Here is a 19,844-nt window from a genome sequence, read left to right as displayed (position 1 = left end):
GCCTTCGCCGTTTCGTCACGTTCTGCCCGATCTTTTCCAGCGTCGCACTCCGCCGCCATGGCTGCGCCCGGAACGTCTGGACCGGTAGGCTTTCCGTGTGATCTTCAAGCGCATCGGAAACGGCCGGCCGTACCCCGACCACGGCCGGGAAAGCACCCGGCAGTGGGCGGACGTCGCTCCGCGCCCGGTCCGCCTCGATCAGCTCGTGACGACCAAGGGCCAACTCGACCTGGAGACCCTGCTCGCCGAGGACTCCACGTTCTACGGCGACCTCTTCGCGCACGTCGTGAAGTGGCAGGGCGACCTGTATCTCGAGGACGGCCTGCACCGCGCGGTCCGCGCGGCACTCCAGCAGCGCCAGGTGCTGCACGCGAGAGTGCTGGAACTGGACTGAGTCCGGGCTGACGCGGCCGGGCCTCGTCCGCATTGACCCTTTCGGGTTGGACCGCGCGGCTGCGAATGATCATCTAGTAGGCATTGCCGCCCGGGCGCACTACGCTGCGCCCATGAGCATGCTGACTCCCCCCGGCATGGGTGGCCAGTACCGGATCAAGGGGGACAAGTACCCACGGATGCGGCGACGCCGGGCGCGCGGCAGGCTCGTCCTGCTCGGCGTGGCCTCGCTCGCCGGCCTCGGCCTGGCCGGCTGGGGCACGCTCCAGCTCGTCGACGTCTTCACGGGCGGCGGCGGCAAGGCCTCCGCGGCCGGTGCCGGGAGCGACTGCGCGACGAAGACGACGGCCTCGCCGTCCGCCGCGCCCAAGCCGCCGAAGCCGGGCGCGATCACCGTCAACGTCCTCAACGCCACCACCCGCAGCGGGCTGGCGAAGAAGACCGCGGACGAGCTGAAGAAGCGCGGCTTCAAGATCGGCGACGTGGGCAACGCGAGCAAGGAGTACGACAAGAAGGTCAAGGGCACCGGGCTGCTGCTCGGCCCGGCCTCCTCGCTGAACACCTCGCTGCCGGTCCTCGCGACCCAGCTGACCGCCGCCGAGCGCCGCACCGACGCGGCCCGCAAGGGCACCGCCGTGGACCTGATCATCGGCGACGAGTTCAAGGAGCTGACGAAGAAGGCGGACGCCGACAAGGCCCTGGCCGCGGTGGCCGAACCCGAGCCGACGCCCGCCTCGTCGAGGAAGGGGTGCTGAGGGGCGCCTCGGCGCCTACTCGGCGGCGCCGTACAGGCGGTCGCCCGCGTCGCCCAGGCCGGGCACGATGTACCCGTTCTCGTTGAGGTGGTCGTCCACGGCGGCCGTCACGACGGTCACCGGGGTGCCCGCCAGCTCGCGCTCCATCAGCTCCACACCCTCGGGCGCGGCGAGGAGCACCACGGCGGTGACGTCGTCGGCGCCGCGCTTGATCAGCTCCTGGATCGCGGCGACCAGGGTGCCGCCGGTGGCCAGCATCGGGTCCAGGACGTACACCTGACGCCCGGAGAGGTCCTCGGGCATCCGCGAGGCGTACGTGGACGCCTGGAGCGTCTCCTCGTTGCGGATCATGCCCAGGAAACCCACCTCGGCGGTCGGCAGCAGCCGGACCATGCCGTCGAGCATGCCGAGTCCGGCCCGCAGGATCGGCACCACGAGCGGGCGCGGGTGGGAGAGCTTCACACCGGTGGTCTCGGTGACGGGGGTCGAGATGTCGACCGCTTCGGTCCGCACGTCCCGCGTGGCCTCGTAGGCGAGCAGGGTGACCAGTTCGTCGGCGAGCCGCCGGAAGGTCGCGGAGTCGGTGCGCCGGTCGCGCAGCGTGGTGAGCTTGTGGGCGACCAGGGGGTGGTCGACGACGTGGAGACGCATGTCCACAACAGTAACCGGGCCCGGTATGACCGGCGCCCCCGCACACGGCAAGCCCTCGATCCGCGGTTCACCCTCGCGCTGGCATCAAACCGCCCGTCGGAGGGAAAGTGGGAGGGACGTGACCTGGGGGTGGTGAGCCGATGCCGAACGCCGAGCCGCCGGCGGATCCCGCGGGGGACGCGCCGGACACGAGCGACGCCGCCCGACGCCGGCGGCGCGCCCAGTTCCTGCGGGAACTCGCCGAGGCCCGCGCGCTGCGCGACCGGGTGCAGCCGCGCCGCGCGAAGGCGGCCCGGCTGCGCCACGCCATGCGTATGCGCACGTTCCGCTGGTAGCGCGGCGCCGCGACCACCGGCCGCGCCGGGGGCGGTTGGGGCCGGGGCGTGCCGGAACACCCGGCAAAGCCGCGTACGATCCGCAGGTGGCGGCAACGAGTGCGCTGGTGAGTCCTTCGCGGACGCGCTCGCGGACCCCCTCGGGCCACGGCGATCAAAACAGCCGGACACAGGGAGCCGAAGACGTCCCCTGGACGCCTTGTTTCTGCCACGATTCCGAGTGGGTGGGGCTCGGACCCCCGAGCCGTCCCGCCCGTAACCTCCGCCGGGGGGACCCCCAACCGGCACGCCTCAGACCAGTGGGAGAGTCACGGTGTACTTCGCCGCACTGCTCGCGCGCACCGAAGACGGGTGGGAAGCGAGCGACACAGAGCTCGACGATGTGGAGACCCTGTCGGATCTGGCCGATCTGGCCCGTGAAGCCTCGCCCGACGACGACACGGTGCTGGTCCTCATCGAGCAGGAGGACGCCTGGTTCGGTGTCGTCCGCATCGACGGCGAGGAGGACCCTCGCATCTACGTGTCGGACGCCGCCGCGGCCGCCCGCAGCAGCTACGGGGAGATCCTGCTCACCGACGAACTGCTCGGCAGGGAGCCCGGCGACGACGGCGCCGACCTGGACTCCCTCGACCTCGACGGCACGGAGGAGCCCGACGGCGACTCCGACGACGAGGAGGGCGGGAGCGGTGACGCGGTCCCGCACAGCCCGGTCGGCGACAGCGAGATCCTCGACGACCTGGGCGTCGGCGAGAAGGAGCTGAAGTCCCTGGACGCCGAGGACGCCCTCGGCGCGATCGCCGAGGCGCTGGGCGCCTCGGAGGTCCTGGAGACCGTCCGCTGACCTCGCCCGACCCCGTACGCGACCGCTGGCGGGCGGCGATGAGGCTCGCCCTGGAGGAGGCCGAGGAGGCCGTCCGGGGCGGGGACGTCCCCGTCGGCGCCGTCGTGCTGTCCGCCGACGGGACCCGGGTGCTCGGCTCCGGGCACAACGAGCGGGAGGCGACCGGGGATCCGACCGCGCACGCCGAGGTGCTGGCCATCCGCCGGGCCGCCGCCGAGCTGGGCGAGTGGCGGCTGACCGGGTGCACGCTCGTGGTCACCCTGGAGCCGTGCACGATGTGCGCGGGCGCCCTCGTGCAGTCCCGGGTGGACCGGGTCGTCTACGGCGCCCGTGACGACAAGGCCGGCGCGGCGGGCTCCCTGTGGGACGTCGTCCGCGACCGGCGCCTCAACCACCGGCCCGAGGTGATCGAGGGCGTGCTCGCCGAGGAGTGCGCGCACCTGCTCACGGAGTTCTTCCGGGACCGGTGAGCCCCGGCCGCTTATCGATTTCTGAGCACGGCCCGGCGTGCTGTAAGGTCTCCCTCGGTAGCGTGTCCGAGCGGCCGAAGGAGCTCGCCTCGAAAGCGAGTGTGGCGCAAGTCACCGAGGGTTCAAATCCCTCCGCTACCGCTCTGGAAGGGCCCCGTCTCACGACGGGGCCCTTCGTGCTGTTGATCTCCGTGAAGGCGTGGCCGCTACACTCACCGCCGGAAACACGGGGCCTTTTTCGGCTCTTTCGACGCACTGGGCACAGCAGCCACGGCAGACACAGCAGCCACAGGGGAGGCCGCGATGGCGGTGAATGGCAAGAAGATCGCCGTCTACCTGGTCGTGGTCTTCGCGCTCTATGTGATCATCACCGATCCGGCGAAGGCCGCCGACTACGTCCAGGTCGGGTTCGAGGGCATCTCGGACGCCGCCCAGGCGGTCGGGGAGTTCATGACCTGGATCGCCAACGGAGGAGACTCATGATCCGCCACCTCGTCCTGTTCAAGCTCGACGAGGGCGTCGAGCGCGACGACCCCCGTGTGGTGGAGGGCGTCGAGGCCTTCCGCGCGCTCGAGGGAAAGATCGACGAGATCCGGTACTGGGAGCTGGGCTGGAACCTCAGCGACCGCCCCATCGCCTACGACTTCGCCATCAACTCCGCCTTCGAGGACCCGGCCGCCCTGCGCACCTACGTGGACCACCCCGAGCACCAGGCGGGCGTCGCCCTGTGGCGGGAGTTCAGCAGCTGGGTGATCGCCGACTACGAATTCTGAGGCGCCGCGCCCCCGGGCGCCCCGTCGCTTCCCGAGCCCTCCGCCCCCCGGCGGGGGGCTTTCGCGTGTCCGCCGCCGCGCCGGCTCCTCAACACGGGATTATGCGGTACTTGAACACAATGAACTGTCTTGTGATGCTATGACCGCTTTTGACGGATGAGTTGATGGATCACGAGGTGGAGTTGACCGTGCCGGCCAGTACTGCGCCTCAAGCCCCGACGCAGGAGGAAACACCCGCGTCCCCGCCGCGCAGCCGTGGCGCCGACACCCGGGCCCTCACCCAGGTCCTCTTCGGGGAGCTGAAGGAACTCCAGCCGGGCACGCCGGAGCACAACCGCGTGCGCGCGGCGCTCATCGAGGCGAACCTCCCGCTCGTGCGCTACGCGGCCGCCCGCTTCCGCTCCCGCAACGAGCCGATGGAGGACGTGATCCAGGTCGGCACCATCGGCCTCATCAACGCCATCGACCGCTTCGACCCGGACCGGGGCGTGCAGTTCCCGACCTTCGCGATGCCGACGGTGGTCGGCGAGATCAAGCGGTACTTCCGCGACAACGTGCGCACGGTCCATGTGCCGCGCCGGCTGCACGAGCTGTGGGTGCAGGTCAACAGCGCGACCGAGGACCTCACGACCGCCTTCGGGCGCACCCCCACCACCGCCGAGATCGCCGAGCGGCTGCGCATCACCGAGGACGAGGTCCTCTCCTGCATCGAGGCCGGGCGGTCGTACCACGCGACCTCGCTGGAGGCCGCCCAGGAGGGCGACGGGCTGCCCGGGCTCCTGGACCGGCTCGGCTACGAGGACCCCGCCCTGGACGGCGTGGAGCACCGCGACCTGGTCCGCCACCTCCTCGTGCAACTGCCCGAGCGGGAACAGAGAATCCTGCTGCTGCGCTACTACAGCAATCTCACCCAGTCGCAGATCAGTGCGGAACTCGGGGTTTCCCAGATGCACGTCTCGAGGCTACTCGCGCGTAGCTTCCAGCGGCTCCGCTCGGCGAATCGCATCGACGCATAACCGCATACACGAGCGAGCCATAACCTGCGGGAGCGAATCGCTCACCAGGGCGGATGCCGACAGTTGAGAGCCGAAACACCGTCAGACCCCCTGTAAGCAGGGCCGATTCGGATCTCACATGTCGACATGTCACTACAGCGTGTTGCCGACATGTGACATTCTTCCGCTAGCGCGTTTGCCGCGGCTTCGGCTCCGGTATTCAGGTGAAGGCTGGCGTTCCTCGTTCGGAGCGTTCGCCACGACCGTCCCGCGACCCAGAGGGGGTGGCATGTCCGCAGACCAGGGCAGCTCGAAGGTGCTCACGCTCATGAAGAGCGAGTCGCCCGACGCCGCGCTCGACGTTTCGGCTCTCGAGGCCGTTCCGGCCCCGGCTCTTCCGGCATCCGACATCACAGCCGTCCCGGCTTCGGCGGACATCGACACCCGCACCCTGTCCCGCTCCCTGTTCCTGCGGCTCGCCGCGCTGGACGAGAACAGCCCAGAGCGCGCGTACGTCCGGGACACCCTGATCGAGCTGAACCTCCCGCTCGTGCGCTACGCGGCGGCCCGCTTCCGCTCGCGCAACGAGCCGATGGAGGACATCGTCCAGGTCGGCACCATCGGCCTGATCAAGGCGATCGACCGCTTCGACTGCGAGCGGGGCGTGGAGTTCCCGACCTTCGCGATGCCGACGGTCGTGGGTGAGATCAAGCGGTTCTTCCGCGACACGTCCTGGTCGGTGCGCGTCCCGCGCCGCCTCCAGGAGCTGCGCCTGGCGCTGACCAAGGCCAGCGACGAGCTGTCCCAGAAGCTGGACCGCTCGCCGACCGTCGCCGAACTGGCCGCCGTGCTGGGCGTGTCCGAGGAGGACGTCGTCGACGGCCTCGCGGTCGGGAACGCCTACACCGCCTCCTCGCTGGACTCGCCGGCCCCGGAGGACGACGGCGGAGAGGGCTCGCTGGCCGACCGGCTCGGCTACGAGGACACCGCGCTGGAGGGCGTCGAGTACCGGGAGTCGCTGAAGCCGCTGCTGGCCAAGCTGCCGCCCCGTGAGCGCCGCATCATCATGCTGCGCTTCTTCGCCAACATGACCCAGTCGCAGATCGGCGAGGAGGTCGGCATCTCCCAGATGCACGTCTCCCGGCTGCTGACCCGGACCCTGGCCCAGCTGCGCGAGGGCCTGATCTCCGACTGACCCCTCATATCCGACGGAGCGTCAGCCGGCATGGCCCGATGCTCCGCGCGATGTGGACGACTCGACACCGGCCGTCGGTGTGCCCTGATGGGCGCGTCGGCGGCCGTCGTCCGTCTCGGGAGCGCCGCGACCGGTCTCACACGAGGCGACCGGGCCGACCGGCGCGGTGGCGCGCGCGACGGGCGGTCCCGGTCGGATGCCGTCCGGGACCGCCAATTCCCACGAGCGCGTCGCCCGCCTCTCCGGCGCGGCTCGTCGTGGGCGAGCCGGTGCGCGGGCCCGCCGGCCGGCGCCGCTGCGGGAAGGTGACGCCCGCGGTGCTACTTCAGCGCGAGCCAGGCGACCGCGGCGACGATCACCACGGCGGCGATCACACCGACGATCAGGCCGATGCGGGGGCCGGAGGAGGCCGCCCGCTGCCGTCCGCCGCCCTGCGGGCCCTCGTCGACGAAGGCGCGGAACATCTGGGTGCTGCCTGCGGGGTCGTGGTGGCCCTGGGGGCCCTGGGTGTTAGCCATGGCCCGAGACCCTAGCGAATGTGCGGTTGAGGCCCAAGTGGGGGACACCGCTCCGCACAACGGTCCACACACCCCACTCCACCTGCACATTTACGGTCGCAATACTTGCCTTTGCCAACTTTTTGCGGCGGCACCCCCGGATTTGTTTGCCTGTAGCAACCAAGCACTGTCTATAGTTGCCCTGAGCAACAAACACGGGAGGTGTGATGGCCGAAACGGCACAGTACGAGGAGCTGGTCCGCCAGTTCAGTGCCTTCGGCGCCGTGAAGCGGGAGATGGGACGCACCCTGCCGTCCGACTGCCCCTCCGGGTCCGCCGCCGTACTCACGTTGCTGGTCCGCCACGGAGAGATGCGCATGAGCAAGCTCGCCGAGCTGCTCGCCGTGGACATGTCGGTCACGAGCCGGCATGTCGCCCATGTGGCCGAGCGCGGCTGGATCGAGCGCTCCCCCGACCCCGCGGACAAGCGAAGCCGCATCGTGCGCCTCACCCCGAGCGGCGAGGAACGGGTGCGGGAGATGTCCCACCGGACCACGCGGCTGCTCGAGGAGCGCCTGAGCGACTGGTCCGACGACGACGTCGCCGCGCTCATCCGGCTCATGGCCCGGCTGAGGGCCAGCTTCGACGACTGCCGTACACCCGCGATCACCCAGTAAGAGAAGGAAGTTCATGGCAACGACCACACCAGCCGGTGTGCGGGCCCACGCCAGGCATTCGGGAGCCCCGGACGGCGCTCCCATGTCCCACCGGCAGATCATGGAGGCCCTGACCGGGCTGCTGCTCGGCATGTTCGTCGCGATCCTGTCGTCGACGATCGTCTCCAACGCCCTGCCCGACATCATCAAGGACCTCGGCGGCGGTCAGAGCGCCTACACCTGGGTGGTGACCGCGTCGCTGCTGGCGATGACCGCGTCCACACCGCTGTGGGGCAAGCTCGCCGACCTGTTCTCCAAGAAGCTGCTGATACAGCTGGCCCTGGTGGTCTTCGTGGCCGGCTCCGCGCTGGCCGGTCTGTCGCAGAACCCGGCCATGCTGATCTCCTTCCGCGTGGTCCAGGGCATCGGCATGGGCGGTCTGTCCTCGCTGGCCCAGATCATCCTCGCGGCGATGATCTCGCCCCGTGAGCGCGGCCGGTACAACGGCTACCTCGGCGCCACCTTCGCCACCGCGATGGTCGGCGGCCCGCTGATCGGCGGCGTCATCACCGACACCGACTGGCTCGGCTGGCGCTGGTGCTTCTACGTCGGCGTGCCCTTCGCCGTCCTCGCCCTCATCGTGCTGCAGCGCACCCTGCACCTGCCCGTCGTGAAGCGGAAGGTCAGGGTCGACTGGGCCGGCGCCTTCTTCATCACCGCCGCGGTCTGCCTGCTGCTCGTCTGGGTGACCTTCGCCGGTGACAAGTACGACTGGATGTCCTGGCAGACCGGCGCGATGACCGGTGGCGCGCTCGTGCTGCTGCTGATTTTCGTGTTCGTCGAGTCCAGGGCCAGCGAGCCGATCGTCCCGCTGCGGCTGTTCCGCAACCGCACCATCACCCTCGCGTCGCTGGCCTCGCTGTTCGTCGGCATCGCGATGTTCGCGGGCACGATCTTCTTCAGCCAGTACTTCCAGCTGGCCCGCGGCGAGTCGCCGACCATGTCCGGCGTCCTGACCATTCCCATGATCCTCGGCCTGTTCGTCTCCTCGACGGTCTCCGGCCAGGTCATCACCCGCACGGGCCGCTGGAAGGCCTGGCTGCTGGGCGGCGGTGTGCTGGTCACGGCGGGCCTCGGCCTGCTCGGCACCATCCGCTACGACACGGCGTACTGGCACGTCGCGATCTTCATGGCGCTGCTGGGTCTCGGCGTCGGCATGATGATGCAGAACCTGGTCCTCGCCACGCAGAACCAGGTCGACCCGAGCGACCTGGGCGCCGCGAGCTCCGTCGTGAACTTCTTCCGGTCCCTCGGCGGTGCCATGGGCGTCTCGGCGCTCGGCGCGGTCCTCAGCCACCGGATCACCCACTACGTCCAGGACGGCCTGGCCGAACTGGGGGTGCGGGGCTCCTCCTCCGGTCACGGTGAGATCCCCGACCTGGACTCCCTGCCCGCGCCGGTCCGCGCGGTCGTCGAGGGCGCGTACGGCCACGGTGTCGCCGACGTCTTCCTGTACGCGGCGCCGATCGCCCTGCTCGCCCTCCTGTTCGCCGTGTTCATCAAGGAGGTCCCCCTGAAGACCAAGGGAGCCCTGGCCCAGGCCGCCGAGGACGAGAACCCGGCCGCCGCCGTCGCCGCCGAGGCCGCCCCGCAGCAGTCCGGGTCCCCGGTCACCGCGCGGGCCGAGACCGCCCCCGGCACCACCCAGGCCCTCGCGGCCGTGGCCACCGTCGCCGACGCCGAGGCGAACGGGGGCGCCGCCTCCGGCGGGATCCCGGTGCGCGGCTTCGTGCGGGGCGCCGAGAGCGCGCCGGTTCCGCAGGCCGCCGTCACGCTGATCTCCCTGGCCGGACGGCAGCTGGGCCGCTCGGTCGCGCAGGCCGACGGCGCCTACGCGGTGGACGCGCCGGGCGCGGGCTCCTACGTCCTGATCGCCTCCGCCGACGGCTTCCAGCCGCAGGCCTCCACGATCGTCGTCGACGGCGACGAGCCGGTGGCCTACGACATCCTGCTCAGCGGCACCAGCGGCCTGAGCGGTGTCGTGCGCGCCGCGCAGGGCGCCGAGCCGGTCGCCGGCGCCATGGTCATCGTGACCGATGTGCGCGGGGACCTGCTGGCCACCGCCGCCACCGGTGAGCAGGGCGAGTTCAGCCTCGCCGAGCTGGTGCCCGGCGCCGTGACCGTCGCGGTCAACGCCGACGGCTACCGGCCGCGCGCCCTGCCCGTCGAGGTCGCCGGCACCGGGGTCACCCGGATCGAGGTCGAGCTGGAGGCCGGGGCCCAGGTCCAGGGCGTCGTCCGGGCGCCGCACGGCCCGCTGGCCGACGCCCGCGTGACCCTGGTCGACGCGGCCGGCAACGTCGTCGGCACGGCGACGACCGGGGCGGACGGGGCGTACGCCTTCACCGACCTGGACGGCGGCGAGTACACGGTCATCGCGACGGGCTACCCGCCGGTCGCGACGGCGCTGACGGTCACCGGCCGCGGCACCGACGGCCACGACATCGAACTCGCCCACCCCGGCGAGTGACCCGACCCGGCCCGTGGTGGCGAGCGCGCTCCGAGCGGAGGCGTGCCGCCGCCACGGGCCGGTATTTTTCGAAGACTTCCGAGGAGTACGTGAGATGGGACTGACCGCGAGGGTCCGCACGCGGGACGGATGGGCCGTGCCGCACGCGGTCGTCACGGTGACGGACATGACCGGGGCGCAGGTGCTGCGGCTCGAGGCGGACCCCGAGGGCGCGGTCCGCGACACGAACCCGCTGCCGCCGGGGGCGTACACCGTCATCGTCACCGCCGTCGGCTACGCGCCGGCCGCCGCTAGCGCGCTGGTGACCGCGAGCGGGCGGGCCGAGGTCGGTACGGTCACGCTGGCCCGCCAGGGCGGCACGGAACTGCCGCCGCCCGGCCCGTGGACCGTCGACCCGGCGCACTCCACGGTCGCCGCGGTCGCCCAGCATCTGGGGATCTCCAGCGTGCACGGCCGGTTCACGCGGTTCTCCGGCGCCGTCGAGATCGCGCCGGACGACGTGACCAAATCCCGGGTGGAGGCGGTGATCGAGGCCGCCTCGATCGACACCGGCAACGACATGCGCGACGGGCATCTGCGGTCGCCGGACTTCCTGGACGTCGAGCGGCACCCGCGGATCGTCTACCGCTCGACGGGCGTCACGGCGGCCGGCGGCACCGACCGCTGGACCGTGCACGGGGAGCTGGAGATGCGCGGGGTCGTCCGTCCCGTGGACCTCGACCTCGCCTACCTCGGCACGGGCGCCGACCCGTGGGGCGGCACCCGCGCCGCGTTCCGGGCGACGGCCGAACTGCGCCGGGAGGACTTCGCCATGAACTACAACCAGGTGGTCCAGGCGGGCATCGCCGCGATCGGCACGACGCTGAAGGTGGAGCTCGACATCCAGGCCGTGCAGGGCGGGACACTCCCGGGAGCCTGAGCACAGCAGGGTCAGGCTGATACGGCCGGGGGCACCCTAGGCTCGTCCCATGGCACCGAACATCGCGACCAACACCCGCGTCTCCCTCGAAGAGTTGCTCGATTTCGTACGGCCACGGCACCGGGCGCTGCTGCTGACCCGCCGGTCCGACGGCGGCCCGCAGGCCAGTCCGCTGACCTGCGGGGTGGACGACTCGGGACGGATCGTGGTCTCCACGTACCCGGAGCGGGCGAAGACGCGCAACGCCAAGCGGGACCCGCGGGTGAGCCTGGTCGTGCTCAGCGACGACTGGAACGGGCCCTGGGTGCAGATCGACGGGACCGCGGAGGTCGTCGACGCGCCGGACTCCGTGGAACCGCTCGTCGAGTACTACCGGAACATCGCCGGGGAGCACCCGGACTGGGACGAGTACCGGGCGGCGATGGTGAAGCAGGGCAAGTCGATCATCCGGGTCACCCCCGAGCGGTGGGGGCCGGTGGCGACGGGCGGCTTCCCCGCGCGGCTGGTCGAGGGCGACTGAGCCGCTAGGACACGACCTAGGGAGTTCCCGGGCGGGCCCGGTCGGCCATCGCCTCGATGCCGGCCACCAGCAGGTCGAGGGCGAAGTCGAAGTCCCGCTCCCACATCTCCTCGACGGTGTCGCCGCCGCGGGCCGCCATGAGCTCGGCGGAGTCCTGGACGACGTCGGCGGCCTCGGCGGAGCCGGTCACCGAGCTCATCGCGTGCCGGAAGCAGGCGTCCGGGCTCATGCCGAACGCCGCGCTGCGGGCGAGGAAGTGGCCCTCGATCGTGCCGAAGCCGTACACGAACTGGAGGACGGCGGAGATCGCCGCCACCAGGCCGTGCGCGGGGAGGCCGGTGCGGCGCACGACGCGCCGCACCTGCCGGGAGAACCTGAGGCTGTTCGGGCCGATGTTGACGTAGGTGCCGATCAGCGGGGACAGCCAGGAGTGGCGCACCAGCAGCCCCCGGTAGGCGCGGGCCAGCGCGCGCAGCTCGTCGCGCCAGTCCGCGCCGGTGCCGGTCCCCGTGCCGGCGTCGGCGTCCGTGCCGGCGTCGGGCAGGCCGAGTTCGCCGAAGGCGGCGTCCAGGGCGAGTTCGAGAAGGTCGTCCTTGGTGTCCACGTACCAGTACACGGACATCGCGGTGACGTTCAGCTCGGCGGCGAGCCGGCGCATCGAGAACGTGGCCAGGCCCTCGGCGTCCAGCAGCCGTACGGTCGCCTCGGTGATCCGGTCCCGGTCGAGGCCGGAGGGCCGGCTCCCGCCGCGACGGCCGCCCGGGCGGGGCCTGTCCTCCAGCCAGACACTGGTCCGCGGGGACCGCCGGGCTGCCCTGGCCATGGCGCACCTTCCTCCGGCTCCGTCATCGGCTGCTCAGAATGCCAGGTGCCCCCCGCGGCCCGGGGGTCACCCGAGCGGCACTCAGCTCTTGTCTGCCCGCTCCGCCCGCGGCAACGCCCCGGCGACCCGCACCTCAGCTCCCGCTCGCCGGTTTCGTCAGGTCGTAGAACGTCGTGCCGTCGGCCGTCACGGCCGTGAAGGTGTCCTGGACCCAGGAGCTGATCCGCGAGGACGTGCTGTCGCTCGCGCCGCCCATGCCGCCGCCGCCCGCGATGAAGTAGTGGAGGTCGCCGTCCGCCACGTACTTCTTGAACTGGGCCAGGGTCGGGGACGGGTCCGTGCCGTTGAAGCCGCCGATCGCCATGACCGGGTCACCCGTGGCGAGTTGGTAGCTCGCCGCGTTCTGGGCGCCCACCGCCGCGGCGACCCAGGTGTACGCCCGCGCGTCGTCCTCCAGCAGTTCCTCGGCCTCGTCGCCGACGCCGACGCCGTCGAGCAGACCGCCCATGCCGCCGCCCGCGCCGCGGCCGTCGCCGGGCGGGCCGTCGGGCAGGGGCATGCCGTCGGGCGTGCCTCCCGGGGGGTTCTGGTTCGGCCGGCCCTGGCCCAGCCGGCCCGGCATGCCGCCGCCGCCCGGGCCGCCGCCCCTGCCGCCCGTGACCGTCGGGCCCGCCGTGACGATCGAACCGGTGTGGGCCTCACCGACCGTGGTGAGGGTGTACGCCGCCGGACCGGCCAGCGCGGTCACCAGGGCGAGGCCGGCGACGGCGAGAGCGAGCCGGCGTCCCAGCCGGGCCGCGAAGAGCAGGCCGAGCGCCGCCGCGAGGCCCCCGACCAGGACCAGCCACTTCAGCCAGGGCTGGTAGCCCGAGGAGCGGTTCAGCAGGACGTAGCCCCAGGCGGCGGTCGCCGTCATGGCGGCCGTCAGGGTCAGCGCCGCCCACGTCCGGCCGCGCCGCTCCCAGAGCAGCGCGGCGCCCATGCCGACCAGCGGCGCGACGTAGGGGGCGAGGGCCACCGTGTAGTACTCGTGGAAGATGCCCCGCATGTAGCTGAAGACCAGCATCGTCGTGAGCAGGGCGCCGCCCCAGACCAGGAACGCGCCGCGTGTCGCCGAGGCGCGTTCCGCCTTCCGCGTGGCCACCAGCCCGGCGGCCAGCAGGATCAGCGCGGCCGGGATCAGCCAGGAGATCTGGCCGCCGATGGCCGAGCCGAACATCCGGTCCCAGCCGGTCTCGCCCCAGGCCCCGCCTCCGCCGCCCGGGCCGCCGCCACCGCCGACGCTGCCGGTCTCGTCGCCGTTCAGCCGGCCGAGGCCGTTGTAGCCGAAGGTCAGCTCCAGGAAGGAGTTGTCCTGCGAGCCTCCGATGTAGGGGCGGGAGGACGCCGGCCACAGCTCGACGACCGCCACCCACCAGCCGCCCGACACGACGATCGCGGCGAGCCCCGCGGCCAGTTGACCGACCCGCCTGCGCAGCGGCACCGGCGCGCAGACCGCGTGGACGAGCGCGAGCGGCGGCAGGATCAGGAACGCCTGGAGGGTCTTGGCGAGGAACGCGAAGCCGATCGCGACGCCGGCCCACACGATCCACCGCGTACGGCCGTCCTCCAGGGACCGGATGACGAGGGAGCAGGCCGCCGCCATCAGCAGGGCGAGCATCGCGTCCGGGTTGTTGAAGCGGAACATCAGTGCCGCGACGGGGGTGAGCGCGAGCACCGCGCCCGCGATCAGACCGGCCCCGGGGCCGAAGCGGCGGCGCACGGACCCGTACACCACGGCCACCGTGCCCACGCCCATGAGGACTTCGGGCAGCAGGATCGCCCAGGAGTGCAGTCCGAACAGCCGGACCGACAGCGCCATCGGCCACAGGGCGGCCGGGGGCTTGTCGACGGTGATGGCGTTCGCCGCGTCGAGCGAGCCGAAGAAGAACGCCTTCCAGGACCGGCTGCCCGCCTGGACGGCCGCCGAGTAGAAGGAGTTGGCGTAGCCGGAGGCGCTCAGATTCACGAGGTAGAGGAGCAGCGTGGCGAGCAGGAGGGCGAGGAACGCCGGGCGGGCCCACCGGGGGTCCTCGGGCCGGCCGCGCCACAGCCGCCGTACGAAGGGCTCGTGGACGGTCATCGGTGGTCCCCCGCTTCGGTGTCGTGCAGGCCGGCCGCGGACGGGCCGGGGATGCAGGGTGCCGTGGGCCCGCCCCGGTCCGGGAAGACCCAGGCCCGCAGGAGCAGGAAGCGCAGGACCGTCGCCGCGAGGTTGGCGGCGATCAGGACGGCGAGTTCGGTGGAGTGCGCGGGGCGGCCGCCCGCCGCGTCGAGTGCGGCGAGCGAGCCGCTGGTGAGGGCGAGCCCGATGCCGAACACGACCAGGCCCTGCGCCTGGTGGCGGACGGCCCCGGCGCGGCCGCGCACCCCGAAGGTGAGGCGCCGGTTGGCTGCGGTGTTGGCGATCGCGCAGACCAGCAGGGCGAGCGCGTTCGCGGTCTGGGAGCCCGCGAAGGTGCGGAAGGCGCTGTAGAGCAGCAGGTAGAAGACGGTGGACAGCGCGCCGACCGCGCAGAAGCCGACGAGTTGGCGGGGCAGGTGCCGCGGCACGTCCTCGACCTCGCGGTCGCGCGGGTCGTCGCCGAAGGGGCGGGTGAGCCGGTCCAGCGGCAGGGAACCTGTCGCCAGGGCCCGGCCCACCCGCCACACGCCCTTGAGGTCGTCGGTCGCCGTCCGCACGATGCGGACGCTGGAGTCGGGGTCGTCGACCCAGTCGACCGGTACCTCGTGGATCCGCAGACCCGCCCGTTCGGCGAGCACCAGCATCTCCGTGTCGAAGAACCAGGAGGTGTCCTCGATCAGCGGCAGCAGCACCTGGGCCACGTCACGGCGTATCGCCTTGAACCCGCACTGGGCGTCGGAGAACCGCGCCTGGAGCGAGCCGCGCAGGATCAGGTTGTAGCCGCGGCTGATGAACTCGCGCCGGGTGCCGCGCACCACGCGTGAGCCGTGGCTGAGCCGGGAGCCGATCGCGAGGTCGGAGTGGCCGGAGATCAGCGGGGCCACCAGCGGGAGCAGCGCGTTGAGGTCCGTGGACAGGTCCACGTCCATGTAGGCGAGGACCGGGGCGTCCGAGGCGGACCAGACCGCCCGCAGCGCGCGTCCGCGTCCCTTCTGCTCGAGCCGTACGGCTCCGACCTCGGGCAGCTCCGCCGCCAGACGGCGGGAGACCTGCGGGGTGGCGTCGGTCGACGCGTTGTCCGCGATGGTGATCCGGAAGGCGTACGGGAAGGTGCGCGCGAGGTGGTCGCGCAGTCTCCGTACGCAGGGCTGGAGGTCCTTCTCCTCGTTGTGGACGGGGATCACTACGTCCAGGACAGGCGTGCCGGCGTCCGCGGCCGGGAGATGCTCCCGCGCCGGCAGGGTGCCGGGAGAAGAGTCGGTTCGCATGGGACCGACTGTCGTCGGCTGCCCTGTTCCGACGGTGTGCTGGGGCTGTCCCGCACCTGTGAGTACGGGTGTCCTGGACGGGGGTCCGGTCGGGTCAGGGCCGGATGTTCTCCAGATCCTCCAGGAGGCTCGGGTGCTTCGGCCGCCAGCCGAGGGTGTCGCGGGTGTGGGCGCTGGACGCGGGCTGGTCGGCGGCGAAGATCGGGCCGAACGGGCCGAAGGTCTCCTCCGGCACCGGCTTCACGGGCAGGCCGAGCCGCCGGCCGACGACCTCGGCGATGTCCCGCACGGCGTCCCCCTCGTCGGCCACGGCGTGCCAGGCGGTCCCGGCCGGTGCCGATTCGAGGACCAGGCGGAACAGCGCGGCCGCGTCCGCCGCGTGCACGGCCGGCCAGCGCTGGGTGCCGTCGCCCGGGTAGCCGGCGACGCCGGTGCGGCGCGCGGCCTCGGTCAGCAGGCCGGCGAACCCGCCCTGCCCGTCGGCGTGGACCGTGCGCGGCATCCGGACGGCCATGCTCCGCAGTCCCCGCCCGGCCAGGCCGAGGAGTTCCGTGACCTTGCGGCCCCGCTCGCCCACGGGGCCGTCGGTGGGCACCGGGTCGGCCTCGGTGGAGGCGCGTCCCAGGATCCACGGCGTGCCCGAGACGGTGACGAGCGGCCGGTCGGTCCCCGTGAGCTCCTCCGCCAGCGCGGTCAGCGCGGCGCCCTCCTCGCGGATCGAGCGCGCGAGTGCCTCCGGGGTGCCGTAGTCGCGTCCGAAGGCCAGGTTGATCACGCCGTCGCTCCGCGCGGCGCCGGAGCGCAGGACGTCGAGGTCCGCGATCTCCCCGCGCAGCACGTCTGCGCCGGCGTCCCGGAGGGTCCGTTCGGAGGCGTCCGAGCGGGCCAGGGCGAGGACGGTGTGGCCGTGGGCGAGCAGTTCGGTGACGACGGCGGAGCCGATGGTGCCGGTGCCGCCCGTGATGAAGACGTGCATGAGTACTCCTCACAAGTGATGGGACTCTTGTCCCATCACCGACCCTACACCGCGATGGGACAAGAGTCCCCTCACCTATCCTGGGTCGCATGGCTAGATGGCAACCGGGAGCGGCCCAGCGACTCGTCGTCGCGGCGGTCGACCTGTTCACCGAGCAGGGGTACGACGCCACGACGGTGGCGCAGATCGCCGAGCGCGCCGGCGTCACCAAGAGCACGTTCTTCCGGCACTTCTCCGACAAGCGCGAACTGCTCGTGGCCGGTCAGGAGACGCTCAGCCGGCTGCTCGCGGAGGGCGTCGCCGAGGCGCCCGCCGACGCCACCCCGCTGCGGGCGGTGGCGGCCGGACTCGAACGCGCGTCGAGCGCCATGGGACCGGCCAATCGCGAGCTCGGCCCGCGACTGAAGGCGGCCGTCGCGGCCAGCACCGAACTCCAGGAGCGCGACGCCCTCAAGAGCGTCGGTCTGGCCGCCGCCATGACGACGGCGCTCGTCGCCCGCGGGGTGCCGGAACCGACCGCACACCTCGCGGCGGAGATGGGTGTCCTCGCGTTCAAGCAGGGGTACGCCCGGTGGTCCGAGGGCGACCGGGACGACGACGAGGCGCTCGCGCCCTACGCGCTCGCGGCCTTGGAGGACCTGCGCGCGGCCACCGCGTCCCTGGGCTGAGCGAGGCCGTTGCCGGTGTTCCCGGCGTTCCTCGCGTGCGTGGTGTTCCCGCTGGGCGGCGCGGGCAGGCGCACGGTGAAGACGGTCCGCCCGGGCACGCTGTCGACGGTCACCGAGCCGCCGTGCGCGCCGACCACGGCCCGCACGATCGCCAGGCCCAGCCCGGTCGAGCCGGTGGCGCGGGAGCGCGCGGAGTCGCCGCGCGCGAACCGCTCGAAGACCCGGGGAAGCAGGTCCGCCGGGATGCCCGGCCCGTCGTCCACGACGTCCACGCACACCCACACGCCCCGTCGCTGGACGCGGGCGGTGATCGTGGTGCCCGGCGGGGTGTGGGTGCGGGCGTTGGCGAGCAGGTTGACGAGGACCTGCTGCACGCGGGCCGCGTCCGCCGGGACGACGGCGGGCTCGTCGGGCAGGTCGAGACGCCAGGTGTGGTCCATGCCCGCGGCGCGGGCATCGCTGACGGTGTCCACGACGAGCGGGACCAGGTCGGTCCGCTCGATCTGGAGGGGGCGTCCGGCGTCCAGCCGGGCGAGCAGCAGCAGATCCTCCACGAGGAGGGTCATCCGGGCGGCCTCGGACTCGATACGGCTGAGCGCGTGCCGGGTGTCGGGGCCGACGTCCTCGCGTCCGCGCCGGGTGAGCTCGGCGTAACCGCGGATGGAGGCGAGCGGGGTGCGCAGCTCGTGGCCGGCGTCCGCGACGAACTGCCGTACCCGCGTCTCGCTCTGCTGGCGGGAGTGCAGGGCGCCGTGGACGTGGTCCAGCATCCGGTTGAGGGCCGCGCCGACCCGGCCGACCTCGGTGTGCGGGTCCGTCTCGGACTCGGGGACGCGCTCGCTGAGGTTGACCTCACCGGTGTGCAGGGGGAGTTCGGAGACCCGGGTGGCCGTGGCGGCGACCCGGCGCAGGGGGCGGGTGGCCACGCCGACGATGGCGGTGCCGGCGAGTCCGGCGGCCACGAGGGCGGCGGCGGTGACGATGGCCTCGATGAGGACGAGGGTCCGCAGGGTGCCGGTGACCGTCGTGGTCGGCAGGGCCACGTAGTAGCCGCCGTCGAGACGGTGGACGTGCAGGGCCCGGTACTCGCCGAGGCCGGGCAGCGTCACGGTGTGGGGGCTCCCGTCGTCGGGGACGCCGGAGAGCGCGTCCTTCACGGCGTCGCCCAGCTCGATGGCCCGGCCCTCGAAGCCCGTCGACTCGTCCGGCTGCCGCTCGGCCATGACGGCCCGGGTGACCCGGGTGCCGGTGCCGGACTCGGCGGCGACGGTGCCCGTCTGCACGGGCCCCTTGGTGACGAAGCCCTCGATCCGGTCGTCGCTCGCCGGGGGAGCCCCGCCCCCCGGCTTGAACGGCGCGGACAGCCGTTTGCCCGCGTCCTCGACCTGCCCGTTCAGCTGGTCGTCCAGATGCTCGCGCAGGGCGAGCGTGGTGACCGTGCCGATCACCGCGCACACCACGGCGATCAGCGTCACACAGGCGACGACGAGCCGGGAGCGCAGCGTGCGCGGCCGGCCCGCCCGCCGCGTCCACGGCCGTCGCCGACCGGTCACGACACGGCCGGCTTGATCAGGTACCCGGCGCCGCGCCGCGTGTGGATCATCGGCTCCCGTCCGGCGTCGATCTTCCGGCGCAGATAGGAGATGTAGAGCTCGACGACGTTGGCCTGGCCGCCGAAGTCGTAGGACCACACGCGGTCGAGGATCTGCGCCTTGCTGAGCACGCGCCGCGGGTTGCGCATCAGGAAGCGCAGCAGCTCGAACTCGGTCGCGGTCAGGTGGATGCCGTCCCCCGCCCGCGTGACCTCGTGGCTGTCCTCGTCGAGGGTGAGGTCGCCGACGACCAGCACCGACTCGGCCCGCCGGTCGGCCGCGCCGGAGCGCCGGATGAGCCCCCGCAGCCGGGCGACGACCTCCTCCAGGCTGAACGGCTTGGTGACGTAGTCGTCCCCGCCCGCCGTGAGCCCGGCGATCCGGTCCTCGACGGCGTCCTTCGCGGTCAGGAAGAGCACCGGCACGTCCGGCAGTTCCCGGCGCAGCCGCCCGAGGACGGTCAGCCCGTCCATGTCCGGCAGCATCATGTCGAGGACGACGGCGTCGGGCCGGGACTCACGCGCGGCCTGCAGGGCGCCCGCGCCGTCCCCGGCGCTGCGGATCTGCCAGCCCTCGTAGCGCAGGGCCATGGACAGCAGCTCGGTGATCGACTGCTCGTCGTCCACCACCAGCACGCGGACCGGGCTCCCGTCCGGCCTCAGCAGTTCGGAGCGCCCCTGGGGCGAGGTCGTGGTCATGGGCACACCCTGTCGACAGCCCCTGAGAAGACCCTTTCCCCCACCTGTGAATCATCTGAGAAACACACAGGTTCCTCCCGGGCGGCCCCTGGGCGCGACCCGCGACCGGGCCGTGTGCCGGTGGC

22 protein-coding genes and 1 tRNA gene are annotated in these 19,844 nt (G+C 72.4%); 15 read left to right on the top strand and 8 right to left on the bottom strand.

Translation table 11 applies throughout. The features are described 5' to 3' along the window. Window positions 1-97: 97 nt before the first annotated feature. Together ACFV46_RS25140 and ACFV46_RS25135 are read left to right on the top strand one after the other, a co-directional pair. Window positions 98-394 (top strand): type II toxin-antitoxin system VapB family antitoxin, encoded by a 297-nt coding sequence (locus tag ACFV46_RS25140; RefSeq protein WP_003999914.1) that lies wholly within the window; start codon window positions 98-100, stop codon window positions 392-394. A 112-nt stretch (window positions 395-506) separates the two neighbouring features. Next, window positions 507-1,148 (top strand): LytR C-terminal domain-containing protein, encoded by a 642-nt coding sequence (locus ACFV46_RS25135; protein ID WP_361928522.1) that lies wholly within the window; start codon window positions 507-509, stop codon window positions 1,146-1,148. Window positions 1,149-1,163: 15 nt separating this feature from the next. Here ACFV46_RS25135 and upp read toward each other — a convergent pair whose 3' ends face one another. Continuing rightward, on the bottom strand, window positions 1,164-1,799 hold the full coding sequence (upp, locus tag ACFV46_RS25130) for a uracil phosphoribosyltransferase (RefSeq protein ID WP_151784808.1): 636 nt from the start codon (window positions 1,797-1,799) through the stop codon (window positions 1,164-1,166). A 140-nt stretch (window positions 1,800-1,939) separates the two neighbouring features. Between upp and ACFV46_RS25125 the strand changes: the two genes are divergently transcribed. The 8 genes from ACFV46_RS25125 (at window position 1,940) to ACFV46_RS25090 (ending at window position 6,408) form a co-directional block, all read left to right on the top strand. Beyond that, entirely contained in the window at window positions 1,940-2,134 is a 195-nt protein-coding gene (locus tag ACFV46_RS25125) for a hypothetical protein (protein ID WP_361928520.1), read from the top strand. A 313-nt stretch (window positions 2,135-2,447) separates the two neighbouring features. After that, a complete protein-coding gene (locus ACFV46_RS25120) occupies window positions 2,448-2,975 on the top strand; it encodes a hypothetical protein (protein ID WP_361928517.1) in 528 nt (175 codons plus the stop codon). 38 nt (window positions 2,976-3,013) lie between these two features. Further along, the gene (gene tadA / locus ACFV46_RS25115; RefSeq protein WP_376727496.1) at window positions 3,014-3,445 is read left to right on the top strand and encodes a tRNA adenosine(34) deaminase TadA; all 432 of its coding nucleotides are present in this window, start codon (window positions 3,014-3,016) and stop codon (window positions 3,443-3,445) included. 56 nt (window positions 3,446-3,501) lie between these two features. Next, a tRNA-Ser gene (locus ACFV46_RS25110) sits at window positions 3,502-3,586 on the top strand. 162 nt (window positions 3,587-3,748) lie between these two features. Then, complete coding sequence (locus ACFV46_RS25105; RefSeq protein ID WP_055625257.1) at window positions 3,749-3,928, top strand: hypothetical protein; 180 nt, start codon at window positions 3,749-3,751, stop codon at window positions 3,926-3,928. Then, the gene (locus ACFV46_RS25100; protein ID WP_361928477.1) at window positions 3,925-4,218 is read left to right on the top strand and encodes a Dabb family protein; all 294 of its coding nucleotides are present in this window, start codon (window positions 3,925-3,927) and stop codon (window positions 4,216-4,218) included. The genes ACFV46_RS25105 and ACFV46_RS25100 overlap by 4 nt, the downstream gene beginning before the upstream one ends. A gap of 164 nt (window positions 4,219-4,382) precedes the next feature. Next, window positions 4,383-5,234 carry an RNA polymerase sigma factor SigF gene (locus ACFV46_RS25095; protein ID WP_361348033.1) on the top strand — a complete coding sequence of 284 codons (852 nt, stop codon included), beginning with the start codon at window positions 4,383-4,385 and terminating at the stop codon, window positions 5,232-5,234. Window positions 5,235-5,502: 268 nt separating this feature from the next. Beyond that, window positions 5,503-6,408 carry an RNA polymerase sigma factor SigF gene (locus ACFV46_RS25090; RefSeq protein WP_361928475.1) on the top strand — a complete coding sequence of 302 codons (906 nt, stop codon included), beginning with the start codon at window positions 5,503-5,505 and terminating at the stop codon, window positions 6,406-6,408. Between the two features lie 320 nt (window positions 6,409-6,728). Here the strand turns inward: ACFV46_RS25090 and ACFV46_RS25085 are convergent, their stop codons facing one another. After that, window positions 6,729-6,926, bottom strand: a complete 198-nt coding sequence (locus ACFV46_RS25085) for a hypothetical protein (RefSeq protein WP_385499768.1) — start codon at window positions 6,924-6,926, stop codon at window positions 6,729-6,731. A 206-nt stretch (window positions 6,927-7,132) separates the two neighbouring features. Between ACFV46_RS25085 and ACFV46_RS25080 the strand changes: the two genes are divergently transcribed. The 4 genes from ACFV46_RS25080 (at window position 7,133) to ACFV46_RS25065 (ending at window position 11,530) form a co-directional block, all read left to right on the top strand. Then, window positions 7,133-7,582, top strand: coding sequence for a MarR family winged helix-turn-helix transcriptional regulator (locus tag ACFV46_RS25080; RefSeq protein ID WP_151784815.1), 450 nt, complete (start codon window positions 7,133-7,135; stop codon window positions 7,580-7,582). Window positions 7,583-7,595: 13 nt separating this feature from the next. After that, window positions 7,596-10,091 (top strand): MFS transporter, encoded by a 2,496-nt coding sequence (locus ACFV46_RS25075; protein ID WP_385499767.1) that lies wholly within the window; start codon window positions 7,596-7,598, stop codon window positions 10,089-10,091. Window positions 10,092-10,185: 94 nt separating this feature from the next. Further along, window positions 10,186-11,010, top strand: a complete 825-nt coding sequence (locus ACFV46_RS25070) for a YceI family protein (RefSeq protein WP_361928465.1) — start codon at window positions 10,186-10,188, stop codon at window positions 11,008-11,010. 49 nt (window positions 11,011-11,059) lie between these two features. Then, window positions 11,060-11,530 (top strand): PPOX class F420-dependent oxidoreductase, encoded by a 471-nt coding sequence (locus ACFV46_RS25065; protein ID WP_361928463.1) that lies wholly within the window; start codon window positions 11,060-11,062, stop codon window positions 11,528-11,530. 16 nt (window positions 11,531-11,546) lie between these two features. Here the strand turns inward: ACFV46_RS25065 and ACFV46_RS25060 are convergent, their stop codons facing one another. The 4 genes from ACFV46_RS25060 to ACFV46_RS25045 all read right to left on the bottom strand — a co-directional run bounded on the left by ACFV46_RS25060 (window position 11,547) and on the right by ACFV46_RS25045 (window position 16,761). Further along, entirely contained in the window at window positions 11,547-12,353 is an 807-nt protein-coding gene (locus tag ACFV46_RS25060) for a TetR/AcrR family transcriptional regulator (RefSeq protein ID WP_385499765.1), read from the bottom strand. A gap of 133 nt (window positions 12,354-12,486) precedes the next feature. Continuing rightward, entirely contained in the window at window positions 12,487-14,475 is a 1,989-nt protein-coding gene (locus ACFV46_RS25055; RefSeq protein ID WP_385499763.1) for an ArnT family glycosyltransferase, read from the bottom strand. Beyond that, entirely contained in the window at window positions 14,472-15,785 is a 1,314-nt protein-coding gene (locus ACFV46_RS25050) for a glycosyltransferase (protein ID WP_385499762.1), read from the bottom strand. The genes ACFV46_RS25055 and ACFV46_RS25050 overlap by 4 nt, the downstream gene beginning before the upstream one ends. A gap of 94 nt (window positions 15,786-15,879) precedes the next feature. Then, window positions 15,880-16,761 (bottom strand): SDR family oxidoreductase, encoded by an 882-nt coding sequence (locus ACFV46_RS25045; RefSeq protein ID WP_376727503.1) that lies wholly within the window; start codon window positions 16,759-16,761, stop codon window positions 15,880-15,882. Between the two features lie 89 nt (window positions 16,762-16,850). On the opposite strand from ACFV46_RS25045, the gene ACFV46_RS25040 reads away from it, so the two are divergent. Further along, the gene (locus tag ACFV46_RS25040; RefSeq protein WP_376727504.1) at window positions 16,851-17,429 is read left to right on the top strand and encodes a TetR/AcrR family transcriptional regulator; all 579 of its coding nucleotides are present in this window, start codon (window positions 16,851-16,853) and stop codon (window positions 17,427-17,429) included. Here ACFV46_RS25040 and ACFV46_RS25035 read toward each other — a convergent pair. Then, entirely contained in the window at window positions 17,375-18,982 is a 1,608-nt protein-coding gene (locus tag ACFV46_RS25035; RefSeq protein ID WP_376727505.1) for an ATP-binding protein, read from the bottom strand. The genes ACFV46_RS25040 and ACFV46_RS25035 overlap by 55 nt on opposite strands. Continuing rightward, on the bottom strand, window positions 18,979-19,719 hold the full coding sequence (locus tag ACFV46_RS25030; RefSeq protein ID WP_376727506.1) for a response regulator transcription factor: 741 nt from the start codon (window positions 19,717-19,719) through the stop codon (window positions 18,979-18,981). Before ACFV46_RS25030 ends, ACFV46_RS25035 begins: the two co-directional genes overlap by 4 nt. Window positions 19,720-19,844 lie beyond the last annotated feature (125 nt).

It is taken from the genome of Streptomyces sp. NPDC059852 (assembly GCF_042731455.1).
GTDB lineage: Bacteria > Actinomycetota > Actinomycetes > Streptomycetales > Streptomycetaceae > Streptomyces.
The sequence above is the reverse complement of the archived record's forward strand: the minus strand, read 5'-3'. Positions and strand labels throughout refer to the sequence as shown.

Coding starts and splice junctions, on each gene's coding strand:
- ACFV46_RS25065 (WP_361928463.1), top strand. CDS start 11,060: ATGGCACCGAACATCGCGACCAACACCCGCGTCTCCCTCGAAGAGTTG.
- tadA (WP_376727496.1), top strand. CDS start 3,014: ATGAGGCTCGCCCTGGAGGAGGCCGAGGAGGCCGTCCGGGGCGGGGAC.
- ACFV46_RS25030 (WP_376727506.1), bottom strand. CDS start 19,719: ATGACCACGACCTCGCCCCAGGGGCGCTCCGAACTGCTGAGGCCGGAC.
- ACFV46_RS25070 (WP_361928465.1), top strand. CDS start 10,186: ATGGGACTGACCGCGAGGGTCCGCACGCGGGACGGATGGGCCGTGCCG.
- upp (WP_151784808.1), bottom strand. CDS start 1,799: ATGCGTCTCCACGTCGTCGACCACCCCCTGGTCGCCCACAAGCTCACC.
- ACFV46_RS25100 (WP_361928477.1), top strand. CDS start 3,925: ATGATCCGCCACCTCGTCCTGTTCAAGCTCGACGAGGGCGTCGAGCGC.
- ACFV46_RS25085 (WP_385499768.1), bottom strand. CDS start 6,926: ATGGCTAACACCCAGGGCCCCCAGGGCCACCACGACCCCGCAGGCAGC.
- ACFV46_RS25055 (WP_385499763.1), bottom strand. CDS start 14,475: ATGACCGTCCACGAGCCCTTCGTACGGCGGCTGTGGCGCGGCCGGCCC.
- ACFV46_RS25135 (WP_361928522.1), top strand. CDS start 507: ATGAGCATGCTGACTCCCCCCGGCATGGGTGGCCAGTACCGGATCAAG.
- ACFV46_RS25105 (WP_055625257.1), top strand. CDS start 3,749: ATGGCGGTGAATGGCAAGAAGATCGCCGTCTACCTGGTCGTGGTCTTC.
- ACFV46_RS25060 (WP_385499765.1), bottom strand. CDS start 12,353: ATGGCCAGGGCAGCCCGGCGGTCCCCGCGGACCAGTGTCTGGCTGGAG.
- ACFV46_RS25095 (WP_361348033.1), top strand. CDS start 4,383: ATGGATCACGAGGTGGAGTTGACCGTGCCGGCCAGTACTGCGCCTCAA.
- ACFV46_RS25045 (WP_376727503.1), bottom strand. CDS start 16,761: ATGCACGTCTTCATCACGGGCGGCACCGGCACCATCGGCTCCGCCGTC.
- ACFV46_RS25075 (WP_385499767.1), top strand. CDS start 7,596: ATGGCAACGACCACACCAGCCGGTGTGCGGGCCCACGCCAGGCATTCG.
- ACFV46_RS25090 (WP_361928475.1), top strand. CDS start 5,503: ATGTCCGCAGACCAGGGCAGCTCGAAGGTGCTCACGCTCATGAAGAGC.
- ACFV46_RS25125 (WP_361928520.1), top strand. CDS start 1,940: ATGCCGAACGCCGAGCCGCCGGCGGATCCCGCGGGGGACGCGCCGGAC.
- ACFV46_RS25080 (WP_151784815.1), top strand. CDS start 7,133: ATGGCCGAAACGGCACAGTACGAGGAGCTGGTCCGCCAGTTCAGTGCC.
- ACFV46_RS25040 (WP_376727504.1), top strand. CDS start 16,851: ATGGCTAGATGGCAACCGGGAGCGGCCCAGCGACTCGTCGTCGCGGCG.
- ACFV46_RS25050 (WP_385499762.1), bottom strand. CDS start 15,785: ATGCGAACCGACTCTTCTCCCGGCACCCTGCCGGCGCGGGAGCATCTC.